The sequence below is a fragment of the Streptomyces sp. NPDC033966 genome, assembly GCF_055575955.1.
Genome location: NZ_JBVIRQ010000016.1, coordinates 46787 through 70173, shown reverse-complemented (window position 1 = coordinate 70173; position 23387 = coordinate 46787). Strand labels below are relative to the sequence as shown.

The 23387-nt window shown below is 75.7% G+C and carries 3 protein-coding genes; all 3 read left to right on the top strand.

From position 1 onward, the window contains the following. Nucleotides 1–81: 81 nt before the first annotated feature. Genes ACZ518_RS33195 through ACZ518_RS33185 form a run of 3 tightly spaced genes read left to right on the top strand, consistent with a single transcriptional unit; the run spans nucleotide 82 to nucleotide 23282 of the window. On the top strand, nucleotides 82–5067 hold the full coding sequence (locus tag ACZ518_RS33195; protein WP_469116774.1) for a type I polyketide synthase: 4986 nt from the start codon (nucleotides 82–84) through the stop codon (nucleotides 5065–5067). 58 nt (nucleotides 5068–5125) lie between these two features. After that, nucleotides 5126–16381 (top strand): type I polyketide synthase, encoded by an 11256-nt coding sequence (locus ACZ518_RS33190; RefSeq protein WP_469116744.1) that lies wholly within the window; start codon nucleotides 5126–5128, stop codon nucleotides 16379–16381. Nucleotides 16382–16412: 31 nt separating this feature from the next. Next, nucleotides 16413–23282, top strand: a complete 6870-nt coding sequence (locus ACZ518_RS33185) for a type I polyketide synthase (RefSeq protein WP_469116743.1) — start codon at nucleotides 16413–16415, stop codon at nucleotides 23280–23282. Nucleotides 23283–23387: the final 105 nt, after the last annotated feature.

Sequence of the window (23387 nt, the reverse complement as noted above, 5' to 3'; positions counted from 1 at the left end):
GACGACGCCCTGGCGTCGGTGACGGACGACGAGATCTTCGCACTGATCGACAAGGAACTGGGAGCTTCCTGACCTGCTCCTCTGTCCCATATCCACTTAGGAGTACCGAGCATGTCGACGAGCAACGAAGAGAAGCTCCGTGATTACCTCAAGCGCGTCACAGCCGATCTGAGCCGTACCAAGCAGCAGCTGCGCGACGCCGAGGACGCCGGGTGCGAGCCGATCGCCATCGTTTCGATGGCCTGCCGCTTCCCGGGCGGGGTCACCGACCCCGAGGGCTTCTGGAACCTCGTGGCGTCCGGTACCGACGCGATCGGCCCCTTCCCGGCCGACCGCGGCTGGGACACCGACCTGTACGACCCCGACCCCGACGCCCCCGGCAAGACGTACGTCCGCGAGGGCGGCTTCCTCCAGGGCGCCACCCTCTTCGACCCGGAGCTCTTCGGCATCTCGCCGCGCGAGGCGGCCGCCATGGACCCGCAGCAGCGGCTGTTCCTGGAGACCGCCTGGGAGACCCTGGAGCGGGCCGGCTACGACCCGCTGTCGCTGAAGGGCACCGGGACGGGCGTCTTCGTCGGCGCCGTCGCCTCCGACTACGCCTCCCGGCTGGACGCCCTGCCGGACGGCGTGGAGGGCTACATCGGCACCGGCACCATGTCGAGCGTCCTGTCCGGCCGGGTCGCCTACACCTTCGGGCTGGCCGGCCCCGCCGTCACCGTCGACACCGCCTGCTCCTCCGGCCTGGTCGCGCTGCACCTGGCCGTGCAGGCCCTGCGCCAGGGCGAGTGCTCGCTCGCCCTGGCCGCGGGCGTGGCCGTCATGGCCAGCCCCGCCGCGTTCGTGGAGTTCAGCCGTCAGCGCGCGCTGGCCGCCGACGGCCGCTGCAAGGCCTTCGGCGCCGGCGCCGACGGCACCACCTGGTCCGAGGGCGCCGGAGTGCTGCTCGTGGAGCGCCTCTCCGACGCGCGCCGCAACGGCCACCAGGTCCTCGCCGTCATCCGCGGCTCCGCCCTCAACCAGGACGGTGCCAGCAACGGCCTCACCGCCCCCAGCGAGCCCGCGCAGCAGGAGGTCATCCGCCGCGCCCTCGCCAACGCCCGGCTCACCCCGGGGGACGTGGACGCGGTCGAGGCGCACGGCACCGGCACATCCCTCGGCGACCCGATCGAGGCCCAGGCCCTGCTCGCCACCTACGGGCAGGAGCACTCCGCCGACCGGCCGCTGTGGCTCGGCTCGTCGAAGTCCAACATCGGGCACGGCGGCCCCGTGGCCGGTCTCGCCGGCGTCATCAAGATGGTGCAGGCACTGCGCCACGGAACGCTCCCCAAGACCCTGCACGCCGACGAGCCGTCGCCGCACATCGACTGGTCCTCCGGCGGCGTCCGGCTGCTGAACGAGTCCCGCGACTGGACCCGCCGGGGTGAGGAGCCCCGCCGGGCCGGCGTCTCCTCCTTCGGCGTGAGCGGTACGAACGCCCACGTCATCCTCGAAGAGGCCGCCCCGGCCGACCAGCCGGCCGCGCCCTCCCCCGAGGACGGCGCCGGCGCGCCCGTGCCGTGGATCCTCTCCGGCCGCACCCAGGCCGCCCTGCGCGAGCAGGCCGCCCGCCTCCTGGACCACGTCCGGGACGGCGCCGCGCCCGCCTCCACCGGCTTCTCGCTGGCCACCACCCGCAGCGCCCACCCGGTGCGCGGTGCGGTCGTCGCCGCCAAGCACGAGGAGTTCCTCGCCGGGCTCGCCGGGCTCGCCGAGGGCGACACCACCGGAGTCACCGCCGCCGCGGGCGCGGACCGCCCCGTCTTCGTCTTCCCCGGCCAGGGCTCCCAATGGGCGGGCATGGCCGTGGAACTGTACGACTCCTCCCCGGTGTTCGCCGCCCGCCTGGAGGAGTGCGCCCAGGCCCTGGCCCCCCACACCGACTGGTCGCTGCTCGACGTACTCCGCCAGAAGGACGGCGTCCCCGGCTTCGACCGGGTCGACGTCGTACAGCCCGCCCTGTGGGCCGTGATGGTGTCGCTCGCCGACCTGTGGCGCTTCCACGGGGTGCGCCCGGCCGCCGTGCTGGGCCACTCGCAGGGCGAGATCGCCGCCGCGGCCGTCTCGGGCGCGCTGTCGCTCGAGGACGCGGCGAAGGTGTCCGCACTGCGGGCGAAGGCGATCGTGGCGCTGGCCGGCAAGGGCGGCATGGTGTCGGTGGCGGATGTCGCCGACGCGGTGAAGGAACGTATCTCCGCCTGGGGCGAGCGGCTTGCGCTCGCCTCCGTCAACGGCCCGCGGTCCACCGTGGTCTCCGGTGACCCGGAGGCCCTGGACGAGCTGCTGGCCGCCTGCGAGGCCGACGGCGTCCGCGCCCGCCGCATCAACGTCGACTACGCCTCGCACTCCGCGCAGGTCGAGTCGATCCGCGAGGAGGTCGTCGGCCTGCTCGCCGGGATCGAGCCGCGCACCGCCGAGATCCCCTTCTTCTCCACCGTCACCGGGCAGTGGGCCGACGGGTCGGAGCTCGACGCCGAGTACTGGTACACCAACCTGCGCACCACCGTCCGCTTCGAGGACGGCGTCCGCAGCCTCCTGGCCGCCGGCCACGGCCTGTTCGTCGAGGCCAGCGCCCACCCCGTCCTCACCATCGGCGTGCAGGAGACCATCGACGCCGCCGAGGCCCCGGCCGCCGCCTCCGCCGTCACCCTCGCCACCCTGCGCCGCGACGAGGGCGGTCCGCAGCGCTTCCTCACCTCCCTCGCCGAGGCCTGGACCCACGGCGCCGGCGTCGACTGGCCCACCGTCTTCCCCGAGGGCGCGCAGCGCGTCGAGCTGCCCACGTACGCCTTCCAGCACCGCCCGTACTGGCTCGACGCCGCGCCCTCGGACCCGGCGGCCCCCGCCCCCGCCGCGCACGGCGCCGACGAGGTCGACACGGCCTTCTGGGCGGCCGTGGACAGCGGCGACCTGGCTCCCCTCGGCGTCGGCGCGGACCAGCCCCTCGGCGAGGCGCTGCCCGCCCTGGCCGCCTGGCGCCGCACCCGCCGCGAGAAGTCCGCGATCGACTCCTGGCGCTACCGCACCGTGTGGACGGTCGCCGACACCGCCGCACCGCAGCTCACCGGCACCTGGCTGATCGTGGAGTCCGAGGGCGGCGACGACGCCCTCGCCGCGGCCGCCGCCGACCGCCTCGCCGCCCAGGGCGCCCGCACCGTCCGCATCCCCGTCGACGTCTGGGCGAGCGACCGGTACACCCTCGCCCAGCAGCTCCACCAGGAGCTCACCGCCGAGGGCGAGGACCGCGTCACCGGGATCCTGTCCCTGCTGTCCCTCGACGAGCGGCCCCACCCCGACCACCCGGAGCTCCCGCTCGGCCTGGCCGGCACGGTCACCCTCGTCCAGGCGGTCCTCCAGGTCCGCGAACTCGCCGAGTTCGACGCCCCCCTGTGGACCCTCACCCAGGGCGCCGTCTCCGTCGGCGACTCCGACCCGCTCACCAGCCCCGTCCAGGCCGCCGTGTGGGGCCTGGCCCGCGTCCTCGTCCAGGAGCACCCGCGGCTGTGGGGCGGCATCGTCGACCTGCCGCAGCAGCCCGACGAGGAGGCCTGGAAGCGGCTCGCCGGCGTCCTCACGGAGCCCGGCGACGAGGACCAGCTCGCCGTACGGTCCTGGAACGTCCTGGTCCGCAGGCTGGTCCGGGCGCCGCTCGGCGACGCCGAACCGGTCCGCACCTGGCAGCCCTCCGGCACCGCCCTCATCACCGGCGGCACCGGCGGCCTCGGCGCGCAGACCGCCCGCTGGCTCGCCCGCGCCGGCGCCGAACACCTGCTGCTGATCAGCCGCAGCGGACCCGACGCCCCCGGCGCCGGCGCCCTGGAAGCCGAACTCACCGAGCTCGGCGCCAAGGTCACCATCGCCGCCGCCGACGTCCGCGACGCCGCCGCGCTCGCCGCCGTCATCGAGGCGCTGCCCGCCGACGCCCCGCTGACCTCCGTGTTCCACACCGCCGCCGTCCTCGACGACGGCATGGTCGACTCGCTCACCCCCGACCGCATGGAGCGCGTCCTCGCCGTCAAGGCGCGCGGCGCCCTCAACCTCCAGGAACTGACCCGGGACAAGGAGCTCACGGCCTTCGTCCTGTTCTCCTCCTTCGGCGCCGCCTACGGCTCCGCGGGCCTGGGCAACTACACCCCCGGCAACACCTTCCTCGACGCCCTCGCCGAGCAGCGCCGCGCCCTCGGCCTGCCCGCCACCGCCGTCGTGTGGGGCACCTGGGAGGGCAGCGGCATGGCCGACAACGGCGTCGGCGAACGCGCCCGCCTCCAGGGCGTCTGGGAGCTCCCCCCGGAGCTCGCCACCGCCGCGCTCCAGCAGTCCCTCGACCACGAGGAGACCAGCCCGGTCATCATCGACATCCGCTGGGACAGCTTCTCGCTGGGCACCAACACCGAGCGCGACAGCCCCCTGTTCGAGATGGTCCCCGAGGCGGCGAAGCTCCTCGCCCAGGCCGAGGCCACGGCCGCCGCCGAGGCCCAGGAGGCCGACGGCGCCGCCGACGCCCTGCTGCACCGGCTCACCGGCCTCCCGCCCGCCGAGCAGGACCGCGTCCTGCTCGACCTGGTCCGCAAGCAGGCCGCCTCCGTCCTGGGCCACGGCACCGCCGGCCCGGAGGCCCTGGCCGCCGTCGGCCCCCAGCGGGCCTTCCGCGAGCTGGGCTTCGACTCCCTCAGCGCGGTCGAACTGCGCAACCGGCTCGGCGCCGCCACCGGCCTGAGCCTGCCCTCCACCCTGGTCTTCGACCACCCGACGCCCGTCGAGCTCGCCGCCCTGCTGCGCACCGAACTCCTCGGCGACACCGACGGCCTGGACCCGCTGCTCGACGAGATCGACCGGCTCGGCGGAGCCCTGGCCGGGGCCGCGCAGGCCACCCCCGAGGACCGCGGCCGGATCAGCAGCAGGCTCCAGGGGCTGCTCGCCGCCTGGAACGCCACCGCGGCGGACGCGGCGCCCGCCTCCGACGCCGACCTCGACTCGGCCTCGGACAGCGAGCTCTTCGACCTGCTCGACGACGAGTTGGAGACGCAGTGACCCCGCGCCCGCAACGACCGCGCCGTGTTGGCTTCCCGTTCCCGGTAGGTGAGTGACGTTGAGCACGAACAATGAAGACAAGCTCCGCGAGTATCTGAAGCGGGCCACCGCCGACCTGCGCAACGCGCGCCGGCGCGTCAAGGAGCTCGAAGAGCCCGAGCCCGTGGCCATCGTCCGCATGGCCTGCCGCTTCCCCGGACAGGTCGCCAGCCCCGAACAGCTGTGGGACCTCGTCGCCGACGGCCGCGACGGCATCGGCGGCTTCCCCGAGGACCGCGGCTGGGACCTGGACGCCCTCTACGACCCCGACCCCGACCGGGTCGGCACCTCGTACACCAAGCAGGGCGGCTTCCTCCAGGACGTCCCGGGCTTCGACGCACAGCTGTTCGGCATCTCGCCGCGCGAGGCCCTCGCCATGGACCCGCAGCAGCGGCTGCTGCTGGAGGCCACCTGGGAGGTCCTGGAGCGCGCCGGATACGACCCGACGTCGCTCAAGGGCAGCCGCACCGGCGTGTTCGTCGGCGCGTCCTCCTCCAGCTACGCCACCGACCTCGACTCCGTCCCCGACGACGTCGAGGGCTACCTCGGCACGGGCAGCGCGGCCGCCGTGGTCTCCGGGCGCCTCGCCTACACCTTCGGACTGGAGGGTCCGGCGGTCACCGTCGACACCGCCTGCTCCTCCTCGCTCGTCGCCCTGCACCTGGCCGTGCAGGCCCTGCGCCAGGACGAGTGCTCCCTCGCCCTGGCCGCCGGCGTCACCGTCATGTCCACCCCCGGCCTGTTCGTCGAGTTCAGCCGCCAGCGCGGCCTGGCCGCCGACGGCCGCTGCAAGGCCTTCGCCGACTCCGCCGACGGCACCGGATTCGCCGAGGGCATCGGCGTCCTGCTGCTGGAGCGGCTCTCGGACGCCCGTCGCAACGGCCACGAGGTCCTGGCCGTCATCCGCGGCTCGGCCGTCAACCAGGACGGCGCCAGCAACGGCCTGACCGCCCCCAACGGCCCCTCCCAGGTCCGCGTCATCAAGCAGGCCCTCTCCAACGCCCGCCTCGGCGCCCAGCAGATCGACGCCGTCGAGGCGCACGGCACCGGCACCACCCTCGGCGACCCCATCGAGGCGCAGGCCCTGCTGGCCGCCTACGGCAGGAACCGCCCCGAGGACCGGCCGCTGTGGCTCGGCTCCGTCAAATCCAACATCGGCCACACCCAGGCCGCCGCCGGCATGGCCGGCGTGATGAAGATGGTCATGGCCATGCGCCACGGCCTGCTGCCCCGCACCCTCCACGTCGACGCGCCCACCAGCCAGGTCGACTGGTCGGCAGGCTCCGTACGGCTGCTGCGCGAACCCGTCGAGTGGACCTCCCGCGACGGCGGCCCGCGCCGCGCCGGCGTCTCCGCCTTCGGTGTCGGCGGCACCAACGCGCACGTCATCCTCGAACAGGACGCCCACGACGGCCCCGACGCCGACGCCGCGGGCGCCGCCGCCCCCGCCGCCGCCACCCCGGCGGTCCTGTCCACCCCGCTGATCCCGTGGGCCCTCTCCGGCCACACCCCGGGCGCCCTGCGCGCCCAGGCCGACCGGCTGCGCGCCTTCGCCGCCCGCGAGAGCGCGCCGGGCCCCGCCGACGTCGCCCACTCCCTGGCCACCACCCGCGCCGCCCTGGAGCAGCGCGCCGTGGTCGTCGCCGTCGGCGACAGCGGCTTCCAGGAAGGCCTCGCCGCCCTCGCCGACGCCGCACCCGGCGCCGCCACCGTCGTGCAGGGCGCCACCCTGCCGGGCTCCGGGACCGTCCTCGTCTTCCCCGGCCAGGGCTCCCAGTGGGCCGGCATGGCGGTGGAGCTCTACGAGGCCTCCCCGGTGTTCGCGGCCCGCCTGGACGCGTGCGCCGAGGCGCTGGCCCCGCACACGGACTGGTCGCTGCTGGAGGTGCTGCGTCAGGAGGACGGCGCGCCCGGTTTCGACCGCGTGGATGTCGTGCAGCCCGCGTTGTGGGCGGTGATGGTGTCCCTCGCCGAGCTGTGGCGTGCGGCGGGTGTCGTCCCGGCGGCGGTCGTCGGCCACTCGCAGGGTGAGATCGCGGCCGCGGCTGTTTCGGGCGCGCTGTCGCTGCAGGACGCGGCGAAGGTGTCCGCGCTGCGGGCCCGGGCCATCGTGGCCCTGGCGGGCAAGGGCGGCATGGTGTCCGTCGCCGACACCGCCGACGGCGTCGCCGAACGCATCCACGCCTGGGGCGAGCGGCTCTCCCTCGCCTCCGTCAACGGCCCGCGGTCCACCGTGGTCTCCGGTGACCCGGAGGCTCTGGACGAGCTGATGGCGGCCTGCGAGGCCGACGGCGTCCGTGCCCGCCGCATCAACGTCGACTACGCCTCGCACTCCGCGCAGGTCGAGTCGATCCGCGAGGAGGTCGTCGGCCTGCTCGCCGGGATCGAGCCGCGCACCGCCGAGATCCCCTTCTTCTCCACCGTCACCGCCGGATTCGTCGACGGCACGGAGCTCGACGCCGAGTACTGGTACACCAACCTGCGCACCACCGTCCGCTTCGAGGAGGCCGTCCGCGCCCTCCTCGCCGAGGGCCACGGCATCTTCGTCGAGGCCAGCGCCCACCCCGTCCTCACCATCGGCGTGCAGGAGACCATCGACACCACGGCCGCCGCCGCCGTCACCCTCGGCTCCCTGCGCCGCGACGAGGGCGGCTCGCGCCGCATCCTCACCTCCCTCGCCGAAGCCTGGGTCCACGGCGCCGGCGTCGACTGGGCGACGCTCGTCGCCCCGCACGGACCCCGCCCCGTGGAACTGCCCACCTACGCCTTCCAGCAGCAGCGCTACTGGCTGGAGGCGGCCGGGACCGCCGAGGCGACGGGCGCGACGCAGCCCGCCGACGAAACCGAGGCCCGTTTCTGGGACGCCGTCGAACGCGAGGACCTCGAAGCCCTCGCCGGCACCCTCGACCTGGAGGAGCGCCGCTCGCTGGGCGAGCTGCTGCCCGCCCTGTCCTCCTGGCGGCGCCGCCGCCGCGAACGCTCCACCGTCGACTCCTGGCGCTACCGCGTCTCCTGGGACCGCCTCCCGGAACCCGCCCCGGCGCCGCTGACCGGCACCTGGCTGGTCGTGCTGCCCGCCGACCCCGCCCACGAGTCCCTGGCCGCCGACTGCGCCGCCGCGCTCGCCCGGCACGGTGCCTCGACCGTGACCGTACGCGTCACCGGCACCGACCGGACCGCGCTCGCCGAACTGATCCGCACCGCCGTGGCCGCCGCCGAGATCACGGGAGTCCTCTCCCTCGCCGGCCTCGGCGCCGACGGCGCCCTGCACAGCCTCGTCCTGGTCCAGGCCCTCGCCGACGCCGCCGTGACCGGCGCCAGGCTCTGGACCGTGACCCGCGGCGGCGTCTCCACCGGCCGCTCCGACGACGCAGCCGACCCCGCCCAGGCACAGGTCTGGGGCCTGGGCCGGGTCGTCGCACTGGAACAGCCCCGCGGCTGGGGCGGACTCGTCGACCTGCCCCCGACCGCCGACGAACGCGCCCTGACCAGGCTCGTCCAGATCCTCGCCGGAGGTGCCGGCGAGGAGGACCAGATCGCCGTCCGCGGCTCCGGCACCTTCGGCCGCCGCCTCGTCCGCGCCGCCCTCGAGGACCGCGAACCGAACCGCGACTGGCGCCCGCACGGCACCGTCCTCGTCACCGGCGGCACCGGCGGAGTCGGCGCGCACGTGGCCCGCTGGCTCGCCGCCGCGGGCGCCGAACGCCTCGTCCTGGCCGGCCGCCGCGGGCCCGACGCCCCCGGCGCCGCCGAACTCCTCATGGAGCTGCGGGCCCTGGGCGCCGAGGCCGAAGCCGTGGCCTGCGACGTCGCCGACCGCGACGCGGTCGCCGCGCTGCTGGCCGCCGTACCCGCCGCCACCCCCCTCACCGCGGTCGTGCACGCCGCCGGAGTCCCCCAGTCCACCGTCCTGGAGGACGTCACGCCCGAGGAGTTCGAGCGGGTCCTCGCCGGCAAGGCCGCCGGCGCCACCCACCTCGACGAACTCCTCGGTGACACCGCCCTGGACGCCTTCGTCCTGTTCTCCTCCAACTCCGGGGTGTGGGGCGCCGCCGGGCACACCGCCTACGCCGCCGCCAACGCCCACCTCGACGCCCTCGCCGAACGCCGCCGGGCCCGCGGCCTCACCGCCACCTCCGTCGCCTGGGGCGCCTGGGGCGGCGGCGGCATCATGGAGACCGCCGGCGCCCAGGAGTACATGAGCCGCCGCGGCGTCCTGGAGATGGACCCGGTGACCGCCCTGTCCGCGCTGCTCCAGGCCGTCGAACACGACGAGGCGTTCGTCGCCGTCGCCGACGTCGACTGGTCCCGCTTCGCGCCCGGCTTCACCGCCACCCGCCCCAGCCCGCTGCTCACCGGCATCCCCGAGGCCCGCGAGGCCACCCGGGCCGCCCGCGCCGACGAGGACACCGACGGGGGAAGCCCCTCGGGCGAGTTCGCCCGGCGCCTGCGGCAGGCCCCCGAGGGCGAGCGGGACACCATCCTGCTCGACCTGGTCCGCCGGGAGGCGGCCGCCGTCCTCGGCCACCCCTCCCTCGACGCGATCGAGCCCGGACGCGCCTTCAAGGCCACCGGCTTCGACTCGCTGACCTCCGTCGACCTGCGCAACCGGCTCACCGCCGCCACCGGCCTCACCCTGCCCGCGACGATGGTCTTCGACCACCCGACCCCGCAGGCCGTCGCCGGCCTGCTGCGCACCGGACTCCTCGGCGCCGAGGACACCGCCACCGCGGCCGGCGCCACCCCCACGCGGGCCGTCGCCTCCGACGAGCCCATCGCCATCGTCTCCATGAGCTGCCGCTACCCCGGCGGGATCACCTCGCCCGAGGACATGTGGCAGCTCGTCTCCGAAGGCCGCGACGCCATCGGCGACTTCCCCACCGACCGCGGCTGGAACCTCGACGGCTTCTACGACCCCGACCGCGCCAAGGCCGGTACGAGCTACGTCCGCGAGGGCGGCTTCGTCGACACCGCCACCCACTTCGACCCCGGCTTCTTCGGCATCTCGCCCCGCGAGGCCCTCACCATGGACCCCCAGCAGCGCCTCCTCCTGGAGACCGCCTGGGAGGTCTTCGAACGGGCCGGCCTCGACCCGGACACCCTCAAGGGCAGCAGCACCGGCGTGTTCATCGGAGCCGGATACCCCGGCTACGGCCACGACGTGCAGATGCCCGAAGGCTCCGACGGCCAGATGCTGTTCGGCGCCTCCGCGGCCGTCGCCTCCGGCCGCCTCGCCTACACCTTCGGGCTGGAGGGCCCGGCGGTCACCGTCGACACCATGTGCTCCTCCTCCCTGACCGCCCTGCACCTCGCCGTGCAGGCCCTGCGCACCGGGGACTGCCGCATGGCGCTCGCGGGCGGCGCGATGGTCATGTGCTCGCCCGGCGTCTTCATCGGCTTCAGCCAGCAGGGCGGACTCTCCCCGTCCGGCCGCTGCAAGTCCTTCTCCGAGGACGCCGACGGCACCGGCTGGTCCGAGGGCGTCGGCGTGATCATGCTGGAGCGCCTCTCCGACGCACAGGCCAACGGCCACCAGGTCCTCGCCGTCATCCGCGGAACGGCCGCCAACCAGGACGGCGCCAGCAACGGCCTCTCCGCCCCCAGCGGCCCCGCCCAGCAGCGCGTCATCCGCGCGGCCCTCGCCGACGCCGGACTCGGCCCCGCCGACGTCGACGCCGTCGAGGCGCACGGCACCGGCACCACCCTCGGCGACCCCATCGAGGCCCAGGCCCTGCTCGCCACCTACGGCCAGGCCCACACCGCCGAGCAGCCCCTGTGGCTGGGCTCCCTGAAGTCCAACCTGGGCCACTCCCAGGCCGCCTCCGGCGTGGCCGGCGTCATCAAGACCGTCATGGCGCTGCGCCACGGCGTGCTGCCCAAGACCCTCCACGTCGCCGAGCCGTCCCGCGAGATCGACTGGTCCTCGGGCGCCGTGGAACTGCTGACCGAGGCCCGGCAGTGGCCCGAGACGGGCCGCCCGCGCCGCGCCGGCGTGTCCTCCTTCGGCGGCAGCGGCACCAACGTCCACGTCGTGCTGGAGCAGGCGCCGCAGGCCGCGGAGCCCGTCCGCGTACCCGCCGTCCCGGCCTTCCCGGCCGCCGCACTGCCCTGGATCGTCTCCGGGCGCGGTACGGCCGCCCTGCGCGGCCAGGCCGGGCGGCTGCGGGAGTTCGCCGCGGCCGAGGGAGCCGGGGCGCCGCGCCCCGTGGACGTCGCCTGGTCGCTGGCCACCACCCGGGCCGCCCTGGAACGCCGCGCCGCGGTCCAGGCCGACGACCGGGCCGGACTCCTCGCCGGGCTCACGGCCCTGGCCGAGGGCACGCCCGCCGTCGGCGTCACCGAGGGCGCCGTCGTCAAGGGCACCGGCCGCCCGGTGTTCGTGTTCCCGGGTCAGGGTTCGCAGTGGGCGGGGATGGCGGTGGAGCTGTACGACTCCTCGCCGGTGTTCGCGGCCCGCCTGGACGCGTGCGCCGAGGCCCTGGCCCCGCACACGGACTGGTCGCTGCTGGATGTGCTGCGCCAGAAGGACGGCGCGCCCGGTTTCGACCGGGTCGACGTGGTCCAGCCGGCGCTGTGGGCGGTGATGGTGTCCCTGGCCGAGCTGTGGCGTGCGGCGGGTGTCGTTCCGGCGGCGGTCGTCGGCCACTCGCAGGGTGAGATCGCGGCTGCTGCTGTTTCGGGCGCGTTGTCGCTGGAGGACGCCGCGAAGGTGTCGGCTCTGCGTGCCAAGGCGCTGCTCGCGCTGGCGGGCAAGGGCGGGATGGTGTCGGTCGCGGCTGCGGCCGACGCCGTGGCGGAACGGATCTCCGCCTGGGGTGAGCGCCTGGCGCTGGCTTCGGTGAACGGTCCGCAGTCGACGGTGGTTTCGGGTGATCCGGAGGCTCTGGACGAGCTGATGGCGGCCTGCGAGGCCGACGGCGTCCGTGCCCGCCGCATCAACGTGGACTATGCGTCCCACGGCCCCCAGGTCGAGTCGATCCGCGACGAGGTCATCGGTCTGCTGGCCGGGATCGAGCCGCGGACGGCCGAGATCCCGTTCTTCTCCACCGTCACCGGGGAGTGGGCCGACGGGTCGGAGCTGGACGCCGAGTACTGGTACACCAACCTCCGCCGCACCGTCCGCTTCCAGGACGCCATCAGCGCCCTGCTGGAGCGCGGCCACAAGGTCTTCGTGGAGTCCAGCGCCCACCCGGTGCTGACCATCGGCGTCCAGGAGACCATCGAGGCCGCCGGCACCTCCGCCGTCACCCAGGGCACCCTGCGCCGCGACGAAGGCGGAGCCCAGCGCTTCCTCGCCTCCCTCGCCGAGGCCTGGACCCACGGCGCCCCCGTCGACTGGCAGGCCGTCTACGCCGGCCAGGACACCGCACGCGTCGACCTGCCCACGTACGCCTTCCAGAACGAGCCCTTCTGGCCCGATCCGCTGCCGCCCTTCTCCGGCGACGCCACCGGCTTCGGGCTCTCGGACGCCGGGCACCCGCTGCTCGGTGCGGCCGTGAGCCTCGCGGGCGGCGAAGGCCTGCTGTTCACCGGCCGGATCGCCCCCGACACCCAGTCCTGGCTCGCCGACCACGCGGTGTCCGGCACGCCCATCCTCCCCGGCACCGCCTTCGTCGAACTGGCCGTCCGCGCCGCCGACGAAGCCGGGTTCACGCTGCTGGACGAGCTCACCCTCGAAGCACCGCTGGTCCTCCCGGCCCGCGGCGGTGTCCACCTCCAGGTGCTGGTGGGCCCCGACGGCGCCGCCGGCACCCGTCCGGTCACCATCCACTCCCGCGCCGAGGACGCCCCCGCCGACCTGCCCTGGACCCGCCACGCCAGCGGTGTCCTCGCCCGGGACGTCCGCACCCCCGGCCGCGACCTGACCGCCTGGCCGCCCGCCGCCGCCGAACCCGTCGACCTCGACGGCTTCTACGCCGCCGCGGCCGAGACCGGCTACCAGTTCGGCCCCGCCTTCCAGGGCCTGCGCGCCGCGTGGCGCCAGGAGTCCACCGGGGACGTCTTCGCCGAGGTCGCGCTGCCCGACAGCCACCAGGGCGAAGCGGCCCGCTACCTCCTGCACCCCGCCCTGCTCGACGCCGCGCTGCACGCCATGCGGCTCGGCGAGTTCATCGAGCTGACCGGTCAGGCCCGGCTGCCCTTCGCCTGGAGCGGCGTCGCCCTCCACGCGGCCGGCGCCGGCACCCTGCGGGTCCGCGTCAGCGCGGCGGGCACCGACACCGTCGCGGTGGACGTCTGCGACGCGGCCGGCGCACCGGTCGCCACCGTCGAGGCGCTCGTCCTGCGTCCCGTCGACACGGCCACCCTCCGCCAGGGCGGCGACGGCGGCACCGACGGGCTGTTCCGCCTCGACTGGACGGAACTGCCCACCTCCGCCGACGCCTCCGCCGCCGGGAACTGGGCCGTCATCGGCTCCGCCGCACCCGGCATCGCCGCCGCCCTGGAGGGCGCGGGCGCCGCCGTCGACCGGTACGAGGACCTCGCGGCCCTCGCCGCCGCCGACGGCACGGCCCTGCCGCAGACCGTGGTCCTGCCGTACGGAGACCCGGCCGCCGGCCCGGCCCCGGACGGTGCGCTCGACGCGGTCCACGCCGACGCGGCCGCCCTGCTCGCCACCGTGCAGGAGTGGGTGGCCGGGGAACGCTTCGCCGGATCCCGGCTGGTCGTCCTCACCCACGGCGCGGTCGCCACCCGTACCGGAGAGGACGCCACCGGCCTCGCGCACTCGCCCGCCTGGGGGCTGATCCGCTCCGCCCAGGCCGAGAACCCCGGCCGGCTCCTGATCGCCGACCTCGACACCACCGAGGAGTCGGCCGCCGCCCTGCGGGGCGCGGTCGCCGCGGCCCTCGTCCACGACGAGCCGCAGACCGCACTGCGCGCCGGCACCGCCCTGGCGCCGCGCCTGGTCCGGGCCGGCTCGGGCACGGCCCTGCCGGTACCGGACGGCGCCGCCGCCTGGGCCCTGGACACCACCGCCGCCGGAACCCTCGACCACCTGGCCCTGCTGCCCCGTCCGGAGGCGGCGGGACCGCTGCCCGAGGGGGCGGTGCGCATCGCCGTGCACGCCGCCGGGCTCAACTTCCGCGACGTCCTGGTCTCCCTCGGGATGTACCCGGGCGGCGGGTTCATGGGCTGCGAGGCGGCCGGTGTGGTCGTCGAGACCGGCCCGGGCGTCACCCACCTCGCCCCCGGCGACCGGGTGATGGGCATGGTGCCGTACGCCTTCGGCCCCCTCGCGGTCGCCGACGCCCAGATGGTGGCCCGCGTCCCCGGGGGCTGGTCCTTCGAGAAGGCCGCCTCGGTGCCCGCCGCGTTCCTCACCGCGTACTACGCGCTGGTGGACCTGGCGGGCCTGAAGGCGGGGGAGCGGGTGCTCGTGCACGCCGCCGCCGGCGGTGTGGGTTCGGCGGCGGTGCAGATCGCCCGCCACCTGGGTGCCGAGGTGTTCGGCACGGCCAGCGAGGGCAAGTGGGACGCGCTGCGCGCGGCCGGTCTCGACGACGCCCACATCGCCTCCTCCCGCGACGCCTCCTTCGAGGAGCGCTTCTCCGCCGCCACCGGCGGCGAGGGCATGGACGTGGTCCTGGACTGCCTGGCCGGGGAACTGGTCGACGCCTCGCTGCGGCTGCTGCCGCGCGGCGGCCGCTTCGTCGAGCTCGGCGCCACCGACGTCCGCGACGCCGGACGGGTCGCCCTGGACCACCCGGGCGTCCACTACCGCCGCTTCGACCTGGCCGAGGCCGGACCGCAGCGCACCGCCGCGATGCTCACCGAACTGGCGGGCCTGTTCGAGACGGACGGGCTGCGGCCGCTGCCCACCCGCACCTGGGACATCCGGCGTGCGCCGGAGGCCTTCCGCTTCATGAGCCAGGCCAAGCACACCGGCAAGATCGTCCTGACGGTCCCGCAGGGCTGGGACCCGGCCGGCACCGTCCTGATCACCGGCGGTACCGGCACCCTGGGCGCGCTCGTCGCCAAGCACCTGGTCACCACGCACGGCGTACGGCACCTGCTGCTGGCGGGCCGGCGCGGCCCGGAGGCTCCCGGTGCGGCCGAACTCATCGCGGAGATAGCCGAGTTGGGCGGCACGGCCGAGGCCGTGGCCTGCGACGCCGCCGACCGCGACGCGCTGGCCGCCCTCCTCGCCGCCATCCCCGCCGACCGGCCGCTGACCGGCGTGGTGCACGCGGCCGGGGTCGTCGACGACGGCGTCTTCGCCTCGCTCACCCCGGCGCGCATGGAGCGCGCCATGCGGCCCAAGGCGGACGCCGCGTGGAACCTCCACGAGCTCACCCGCGACCTGGACCTGCGCCGGTTCGTGCTCTACTCCTCGGCCGCGGGCGTGACCGGGAACTCCGGCCAGGCCAACTACGCCGCCGCCAACACCTACCTGGACGCGCTCGCCCACCACCGCCGGGCCCAGGGCCTGCCCGCCACCTCCCTCGCCTGGGGCATGTGGCACCAGACCAGCGAGCTCACGGCCGGCCTCGACGAGACCGACCTGGCCCGGTTCAGCCGCGGCGGCGTCACCCCGCTCACCGCGGAGCAGGGCCTCGCCCTGTTCGACGCGGCCGTGGACCAGGACGAGGCACTGAGCGTGCCCGTCCGGCTCGACCCGGCTGCGCTGCGCGACTCCGCCGGCGGGGCCGCACTGCCCGCGCTGTACCGCTCCCTCGTCCGCACCCCGGTGCGGCGGGCCGCGGGAACCGCGGCCACGGCGGAACCGGACGGCTCCGCGCTCACCCGCAAGCTCGCCGGGCTCACCGCCGAGCGCCGCCGCAACGTACTGCTGGACCTCGTACGGACCAACGTGGCGGCCGTCCTCGGCCACGCCAGCCCCGGATCCATCGAGGCCGACCGGGCCTTCAAGGAGCTCGGCTTCGACTCGCTGACCGCCGTCGAGCTGCGCAACCGGCTCGGCGCGGCCACCGGACTGAGGCTGCCCGCGACCATCGTCTTCGACCACCCCACCCCGGTCGAACTCGCGGACCACCTCCGGGACGAACTCGCCCCGGAGACCGCGGCGACGGACACCGCGGCGGGCGCGACGGGTACCGACGCACCGGTCGACGAGGCACACCTGCGGCGGGCCCTGGCCACCCTCCCGCTGGCCCGGCTGAGCGAAGCGGGCGTCCTCGACACGCTGCTGCGGCTGGCGGGCAGCCCGGCGGCCGAACCGCCCACGTCCGATCAGACCGGGGCACGGGAGGACTCGATCGCCACGATGGACCTCGACGATCTCGTGTCCCTGGCCCTGGACGGCGACAACCACTGATACGCGAAGACGAGATCCGGAGATCACACCCATGAGCACCCCCTCGGAAAAGGTCGTCGAAGCGCTGCGGGCGTCGCTGACGGAGACGGAACGGCTGCGCCGCCAGAACCAGCACCTGGTGGACGCCGCGCACGAGCCCATCGCCGTCGTCGCCATGAGCTGCCGCTTCCCCGGCGGCATCGAATCCCCCGAAGACCTCTGGGAGTTCGTCGCCAAGGAGGGGGACGCCGTCTCCGGCTTCCCCGACAACCGCGGCTGGGACCTCGGCGACACGGGAACGGTGCGCGAAGCCGCGTTCGTCCCCGACGTCGACGAGTTCGACGCCGCGTTCTTCGGGATCTCGCCGCGCGAGGCCCTCGCCATGGACCCGCAGCAGCGGCTGCTGCTGGAGGCCTCGTGGGAGGCGCTGGAGCGGGCCGGGATCGACCCGGTCCGGCTCAAGGGCACCCAGACCGGCGTCTACATCGGCGCCTCCCAGCCCTCGTACGCCCAGAGCCTCGGCGACGAGGCCGAGGGCGCCGAGGGGCACCTCGTCACCGGCTCCGTGGCCAGTGTGATCTCCGGCCGGCTCTCCTACACGTACGGCTTCGAGGGCCCCGCGGTCACCATCGACACCGCGTGCTCCTCCTCCCTGGTCGCCGTGCACCTCGCGGCCCAGGCGCTGCGCCAGGGCGAGTGCTCGCTCGCCCTGGCCGGCGGGGTCACCGTGATGGCGTCCCCCGGCCTGTTCGTGGGCTTCAGCGCCCAGGGCGTCATGGCGTTCAGCGGCCGCTGCAAGGCGTTCGCGGCCGGCGCCGACGGGACCTCCTTCTCCGAGGGCGTCGGCCTGGTCCTGCTGGAGAAGCTCTCCGACGCGCGCCGCAACGGCCACGAGGTACTCGCCGTCATCCGGGGCTCCGCCATCAACCAGGACGGCGCCTCCAACGGCCTCACCGCCCCCAGCGGCAAGGCCCAGCAGCGCGTCATCCGGGCCGCGCTCGCCAACGCCCGGCTCACCCCCGACCAGGTCGACGCGGTCGAGGCGCACGGTACGGGCACCACCCTCGGAGACCCCATCGAGGCCAACGCCCTGCTCGCCACCTACGGGCGCGGCCGCCCGGAGGGCCGGCCGCTGTGGCTGGGCTCGATCAAGTCCAACATCGGGCACACCCAGGCGGCGGCCGGCGTCGGCGGCATCATCAAGACCGTCATGTCGCTGCGCCACGGGGTGCTCCCCAAGACCCTGCACGTGGACGCGCCCTCCCCGCACATCGACTGGGCCGCCGGCGACGTCGAACTCCTGCTGGAGTCCCGGTCCTGGCCCGAGACCGACCACCCGCGCCGGGCCGCCGTGTCCTCCTTCGGCCTCAGCGGCACCAACGCGCACGCCATCCTGGAAGCCGCCCCCGAGGCCCCCGCCGCCCCCGCCGCTCCCGAGCCGCAGGGGGAACCGGCCGCCGCCCCGGGCGTGGGCACCGGCGGACCGCTCCCGTGGGTGCTGTCCGGCAAGGGGGCGGCGGCGCTGACCGCGCAGACCGCCCGCCTGCGCCAGTTCGTCCGGTCCGACCCCGCGCTGCGGCCCGAGGACGTGGCCCTCTCCCTGGCCGCGACCCGGTCGGCGTTCGACCACCGGGCCGTGGCCTTCGGCTCCTCCCGCGAGGAACTGCTCGCCGGCCTCGACTCGCCCGTCGCGGCGGGTGTGGCGGACGCGGGCGGCAAGACGGTGTTCGTCTTCCCCGGTCAGGGCTCCCAGTGGGCCGGGATGGGTGTCGAGCTGCTGGATTCCTCGCCGGTGTTCGCGGCGCGGTTCGCGGAGGTCGCGGCGGCGGTGGAGGCGCATGTCGGCTGGTCGGTGGAGGGGGTGCTGCGCGGGGACGGGGATCTGACCCGGATCGAGGTGCTGCAGCCGGTCCTGTTCGCCGTGATGGTCTCGCTGGCGGAGTTGTGGCGTGCGGCGGGTGTGGTGCCCGACGCTGTGGTGGGTCACTCGCAGGGTGAGATCGCCGCCGCGGTCGTGTCGGGTGCGCTGTCGCTGGAGGACGGCGCGAAGGTCGTCGTGCTCCGTTCGCAGCTGTTCGCCGACGAGCTCGTCGGCAACGGCGCCGTCGCCTCCGTCTCCCTGTCGCGCGCCGAGGCCGAGTCGCGGATCGCCCCGTACGGGGACGCGCTGTCGATCGCCGGGATCAACGGCCCGAGCTCGGTGACCGTGGCCGGTGAGGTCGCCCCGCTGGAGGAGCTCGTCGCGGCCCTGGAGGCCGAGGGCGTGCGCGCGAAGATCGTGCCGTCGACGGTGGCCTCCCACTGCGCCCAGGTGGAGCCGCTGAAGGAGCGGATCCTGGACCTGCTGGGCTTCGTGGAGCCCCGGACGGGTTCGGTTCCGCTGTACTCCACCGTCACCGGGGAGGTCCTGGAGGGTCCCGAGCTGACGGCCGCGTACTGGTACGAGAACTGCCGGCGGCCCGTCTCCTTCGAACCCGTCGTCCGCTCCCTGCTGGCGGACGGTTTCCGGGCGTTCGTTGAGTCGAGCGCGCACCCGGTGCTCACGTACGGGCTGGTGGAGACGGCCGAAGCCGCGGGCGCCGAGATCCTCGCGACGGGCACCCTGCGCCGTGGCGAGGGCGGCCTGGCCCGGTTCACCACCTCGCTCGCCACCGCCTGGACCCGCGGCGTCGACGTCGACTGGACCTCCGTCCTCGGCGGCCGGGACGCCGTCCCCGTCGCCCTGCCGACGTACGCCTTCCAGCGCCAGAGCTACTGGCTCAAGCCCGCCCCCGTCCGGCCCGAGACGCCCACCACCGGCCCCGCCACCGCCGACGAGACCGAGGCCCGGTTCTGGGCGGCCGTCGAGGCCGAGGACCTGGAGGCCCTGGCCGGCACCCTCGCCCTCGAAGAGCGCCGGGCCCTCGGTGAGCTGCTGCCCGCCCTCGCCACCTGGCGGCGCGGACAGCAGGCCCGCTCCACCCTCGACTCCTGGCGCTACAAGGCCGCCTGGACCCCGCTGACCGCGGACCCCGCCACGTCCGCCCCGGCCGGCACCTGGCTGCTCGTCACCCCGCCCGCCGCCGACGGCGTGGCCGGCACGGTCGCCGCCGGCCTCGCGGCCCACGGCGTCGAGACCGTCGTCCTGGAGACCGACCCCGCCACCGCCGACCGCTCCGCCCTCACCGCCCGGCTCGGCGAGGCCACCGCCGCCCTGCCCGGCCTCGGCGGCGTCCTCTCCCTCCTCGGCCTCGACGAGGCGGCCGGCGCCACGGGCACCCACGTCCTCGTCCAGGCCCTGGCCGACGCCGGGATCACCGCCCGGCACTGGGCCGCCACGCAGGGAGCCGTGGCCGCAGGCCGCGCCGACACCCCCGCCGTACCGGCACAGGCCCGCGTCTGGGGCCTCGGCCGGGTCGTCGCCCTCGAACAGCCCGGCAGCTGGGGCGGCCTCGTCGACCTGCCGGCGACCCTGGACCAGCGCGCCCTCGGCCGGCTCGCCAAGGTCCTGGCCGGCGGCTACGGCGACGAGGACCAGGTCGCCGTCCGCACCAGCGGCGTCCTCGGCCGCCGCCTGGTGCGCGCCCCGCTCGGCGACCGCGAGCCGGTCCGCCGCTGGCAGCCGTCCGGGACCGTCCTGGTCACCGGCGGCACCGGAGGCGTCGGCGCACAGGTCGCCCGCCGTCTCGCCGCCACCGGCGCCGCCCACCTCGTCCTCACCAGCCGGCGCGGCGCCGACGCCCCCGGGGCGGCGGAACTCGCCGCCGAACTCCGGGCCCTGGGCGCCGACGTCACCATCCCGGCCTGCGACGTGTCCGACCGCGACCGGCTCAAGGCGGTCCTCGACGCGATCCCGGCCGACCAGCCCCTGACCGCCGTCGTCCACGCCGTCGGCGTACCGCAGTACACCCTCGGCGCCGAGACCACCGCCGCGGAGTTCGAACAGCTGTCGGCCGCCAAGGTGGCCGGGGCCGACCACCTAGAAGCCCTCCTCGACGGCACCGCCCTCGACGCCTTCGTCCTCTTCTCCTCCAACTCCGGCGTGTGGGGCGCCGCCCGGCACACCGCCTACGCCTCCGCCAACGCCTACCTCGACGCGCTCGCCGAACGGCGCAGGGCCCGCGGCCTGACCGCGACCTCCGTCGCCTGGGGCGCCTGGGGCGGCGGCGGCATGATGGAACTGGAGGGGGCGCAGGAGTACATGCAGCGCCGCGGCGTCCTCGAGATGGATCCGCAGGCCGCCCTGAACGCCATGGTCCAGGCCGTCGAACACGACGAGGCCTTCGTCGCCGTCGCCGACGTCGACTGGTCCCGCTTCGCGCCCGGCTTCACCTCCGAACGCCCCAGCGCCCTGCTCACCGACCTCGTGCCGCAGGCCGCGCCCACCGCGCCCCAGCCCGTGGACGAGTCCTCCTCCGACCTGGTCCGGGGTCTGCGCGCGGCTTCCCCGGGCGAGCGCGCCACGCTGCTGACCGACCTCGTCCGGGCCCAGGCGGCCGCCGTGCTCGGCCACGCCTCGGGCGAGGCCGTCGAGGCGGGCCGGGCCTTCAAGGAGCTCGGCTTCGACTCGCTCACCGTCGTCGAACTGCGCAACCGGCTCACCGCCGCGACCGGACTGACCCTGCCTGCGACCCTGGTCTACGACCACCCGAACCCGGTCGCCCTCGCCCGTTTCCTCGGCGCCGAACTCCTGGGCACCGGCGAGCAGGAGACCGCCGCGCCCGCCACCGGCCACGGCGCCGCCGAGGACGACGACCCGGTCGTCATCGTCGGCATGAGCTGCCGCCTCCCCGGCGGCATAGAGACCCCCGAACAGCTGTGGCAGGCCGTCTCCGAGGGCGAGGACCTCGTCGGGGACCTGCCGCGCGACCGCGGCTGGCGGATCGCCGACCTCTCCGAGGGCGCAGGCGCAGGCGCGGCCGACGGCGGCGGCGAGGACGGCTTCCAGGCCGTCAAGACCCTCAGCCAGGCCGGACTGCTGCGCGGCATCGGCGAGTTCGACGCCTCCTTCTTCGGCATCTCCGAGGCCGAGGCCCTCGTCATGGACCCCCAGCAGCGGATCCTGCTCGAAACCGCCTGGGAGGCGTTCGAGCGCGCCGGGGTCGACCCCCGCGGCCTCACCGACGAGCAGATCGGCCTCTACATCGGCGTCGGATACCAGGGCTTCCTGCCGACGGAGCGGATCCCCGAGGAGAGCGAACCGCACTTCGGCAGCGGCATCGCCCCGGCCATCGCCTCCGGGCGGGTCGCCTACGCCCTCGACATCCACGGCCCGACCCTCACCGTCGACACCGGCTGCTCCTCGTCCGGCGTCGCCCTGCACCTCGCCGTGCAGTCGGTCCGGCGCGGCGAGTGCGCGATGTCCCTCGCGGGCGGCGTCACCGTCCTGTCCGCCCCGGTCGCCTGGCACCACATGGGCGGCGCCGCCGCCGACGGCCGCTGCAAGCCGTTCTCCGAGGACGCCGACGGCACCGGCTGGGGCGAGGGCGCCGGCATGGTGCTCGTCGAACGCCTCTCCCGGGCGAGGCGCCTGGGCCACCCGGTCCTGGCCGTCGTACGGGGCTCCGCCGTCAACCACCACGGCGCCGGCAACGGCCTCACCGCCCCCAGCGGCATCTCCCAGCAGCGCCTCATCCGGCAGGCCCTGGCCGACGCCGGCCTGAGCGCCCGGGACGTGGACGCGGTCGAGGGCCACGGCACCGGAACCCCGCTCGGCGACGCCATCGAGGCGGAAGCCCTGCTGGCGACGTACGGCCAGGACCGCCCGGCCGGCCGGCCGCTGCTGCTGTCGACCGTCAAGTCCAACATCGGCCACCCGCAGTCCGCCTCCGGGGTCACCGGCGTCATCAAGACGGTGCTGTCCCTGAGGCACGGGCTGCTCCCGCAGACCCTGAACGTCAAGGAGCCCACGAGCCGCGTCGACTGGTCGGCGGGCGCCGTCCGCCTGGTCACCGAGCCCACCCCGTGGCCGGAGACCGGCCGCCCGCGCCGGGCCGGCGTCTCCTCGCTCGGCGCCAGCGGCACCCAGGCCCACCTGATCCTCGAAGCGCCGCCCGCCCCGGAGCCGGCCCCCGCCGCCCCGGCCCGTACCGCCCCGGGCACCGTCGCGGTCCCGCTGTCCGGCCGCACCCCGCAGGCGCTCCGGGCCCAGGCGGCGCGCATCGGCGCCGCACTCGCCGAGGACCCCGCCCTCGACCCCGCCGACGTCGGCTTCACCCTGGCCACCGGCCGGGCCGCCTTCGAACACCGCGCGGTGCTGCTCGCCGCGGGCCGCGAGGAGCTCCTGGCCGCGCTGGCCGCCGTCGAGCGGGGCGAGGAGCACCCCCGGGCCGTCACGGAAGGCACCGCGCGGATCGCGTTCACCGGGGCCGTACGCGGCCTCGCGGACGCCCTGTACGCGGCCCGGCCCGTCTTCGCCGACGCCTGGGACGCCGTACGCGCACACCTCGACGTCCGGCTCGCGGCGCCCTTCCCGGCCGTGGCCGAGGCCTTCGCCGAGGAGGTGGCCCTGTTCCGGCTGTACGAGAGCTGGGGCCTGGCCCCGCAGGCGCTGCTGGTGTCCGGCCCCGGCCGGCTCGCCGCCGCGCACGTGGCGGGCGCGCTCACCCTGGAGCAGGCCGTGGAGGCGCTGGCCGTCCTCGCGGACGGCGGACGGCCCCGGGTGACGGGGGCCGCACGGCCGGAAATCGCCCTCCTGGACGCCGATTCCGGCGAGCCGCTCGGCGAGGACTGGACCGAGGGCCTCGCCGAGGCCCTGGCCGCCGCCCCGGCCCCCGCCCCCTCCCCGGACGCGGTGGCCGGTGAGCCGCTGGCCCTGGCCGCGGCCTTCCACAGCGCCGGCGAGCCCGTCGACTGGGCCGCGGTGTTCGAGGGCGGCGGAGCCCGCGGCGTGGACCTGCCGACCTACCCCTTCCAGCGCGAACGGTTCTGGATCTTCGGCTGAGGAGCCCGCGCGCACCCCTGAAACGGTCCACCCCCGGCCCTGACGACCGGGGGTGGACGCGTGTCCGGACCCGCCCGCCCGGTGTCTTAAGCGCGGCTTTAAGCC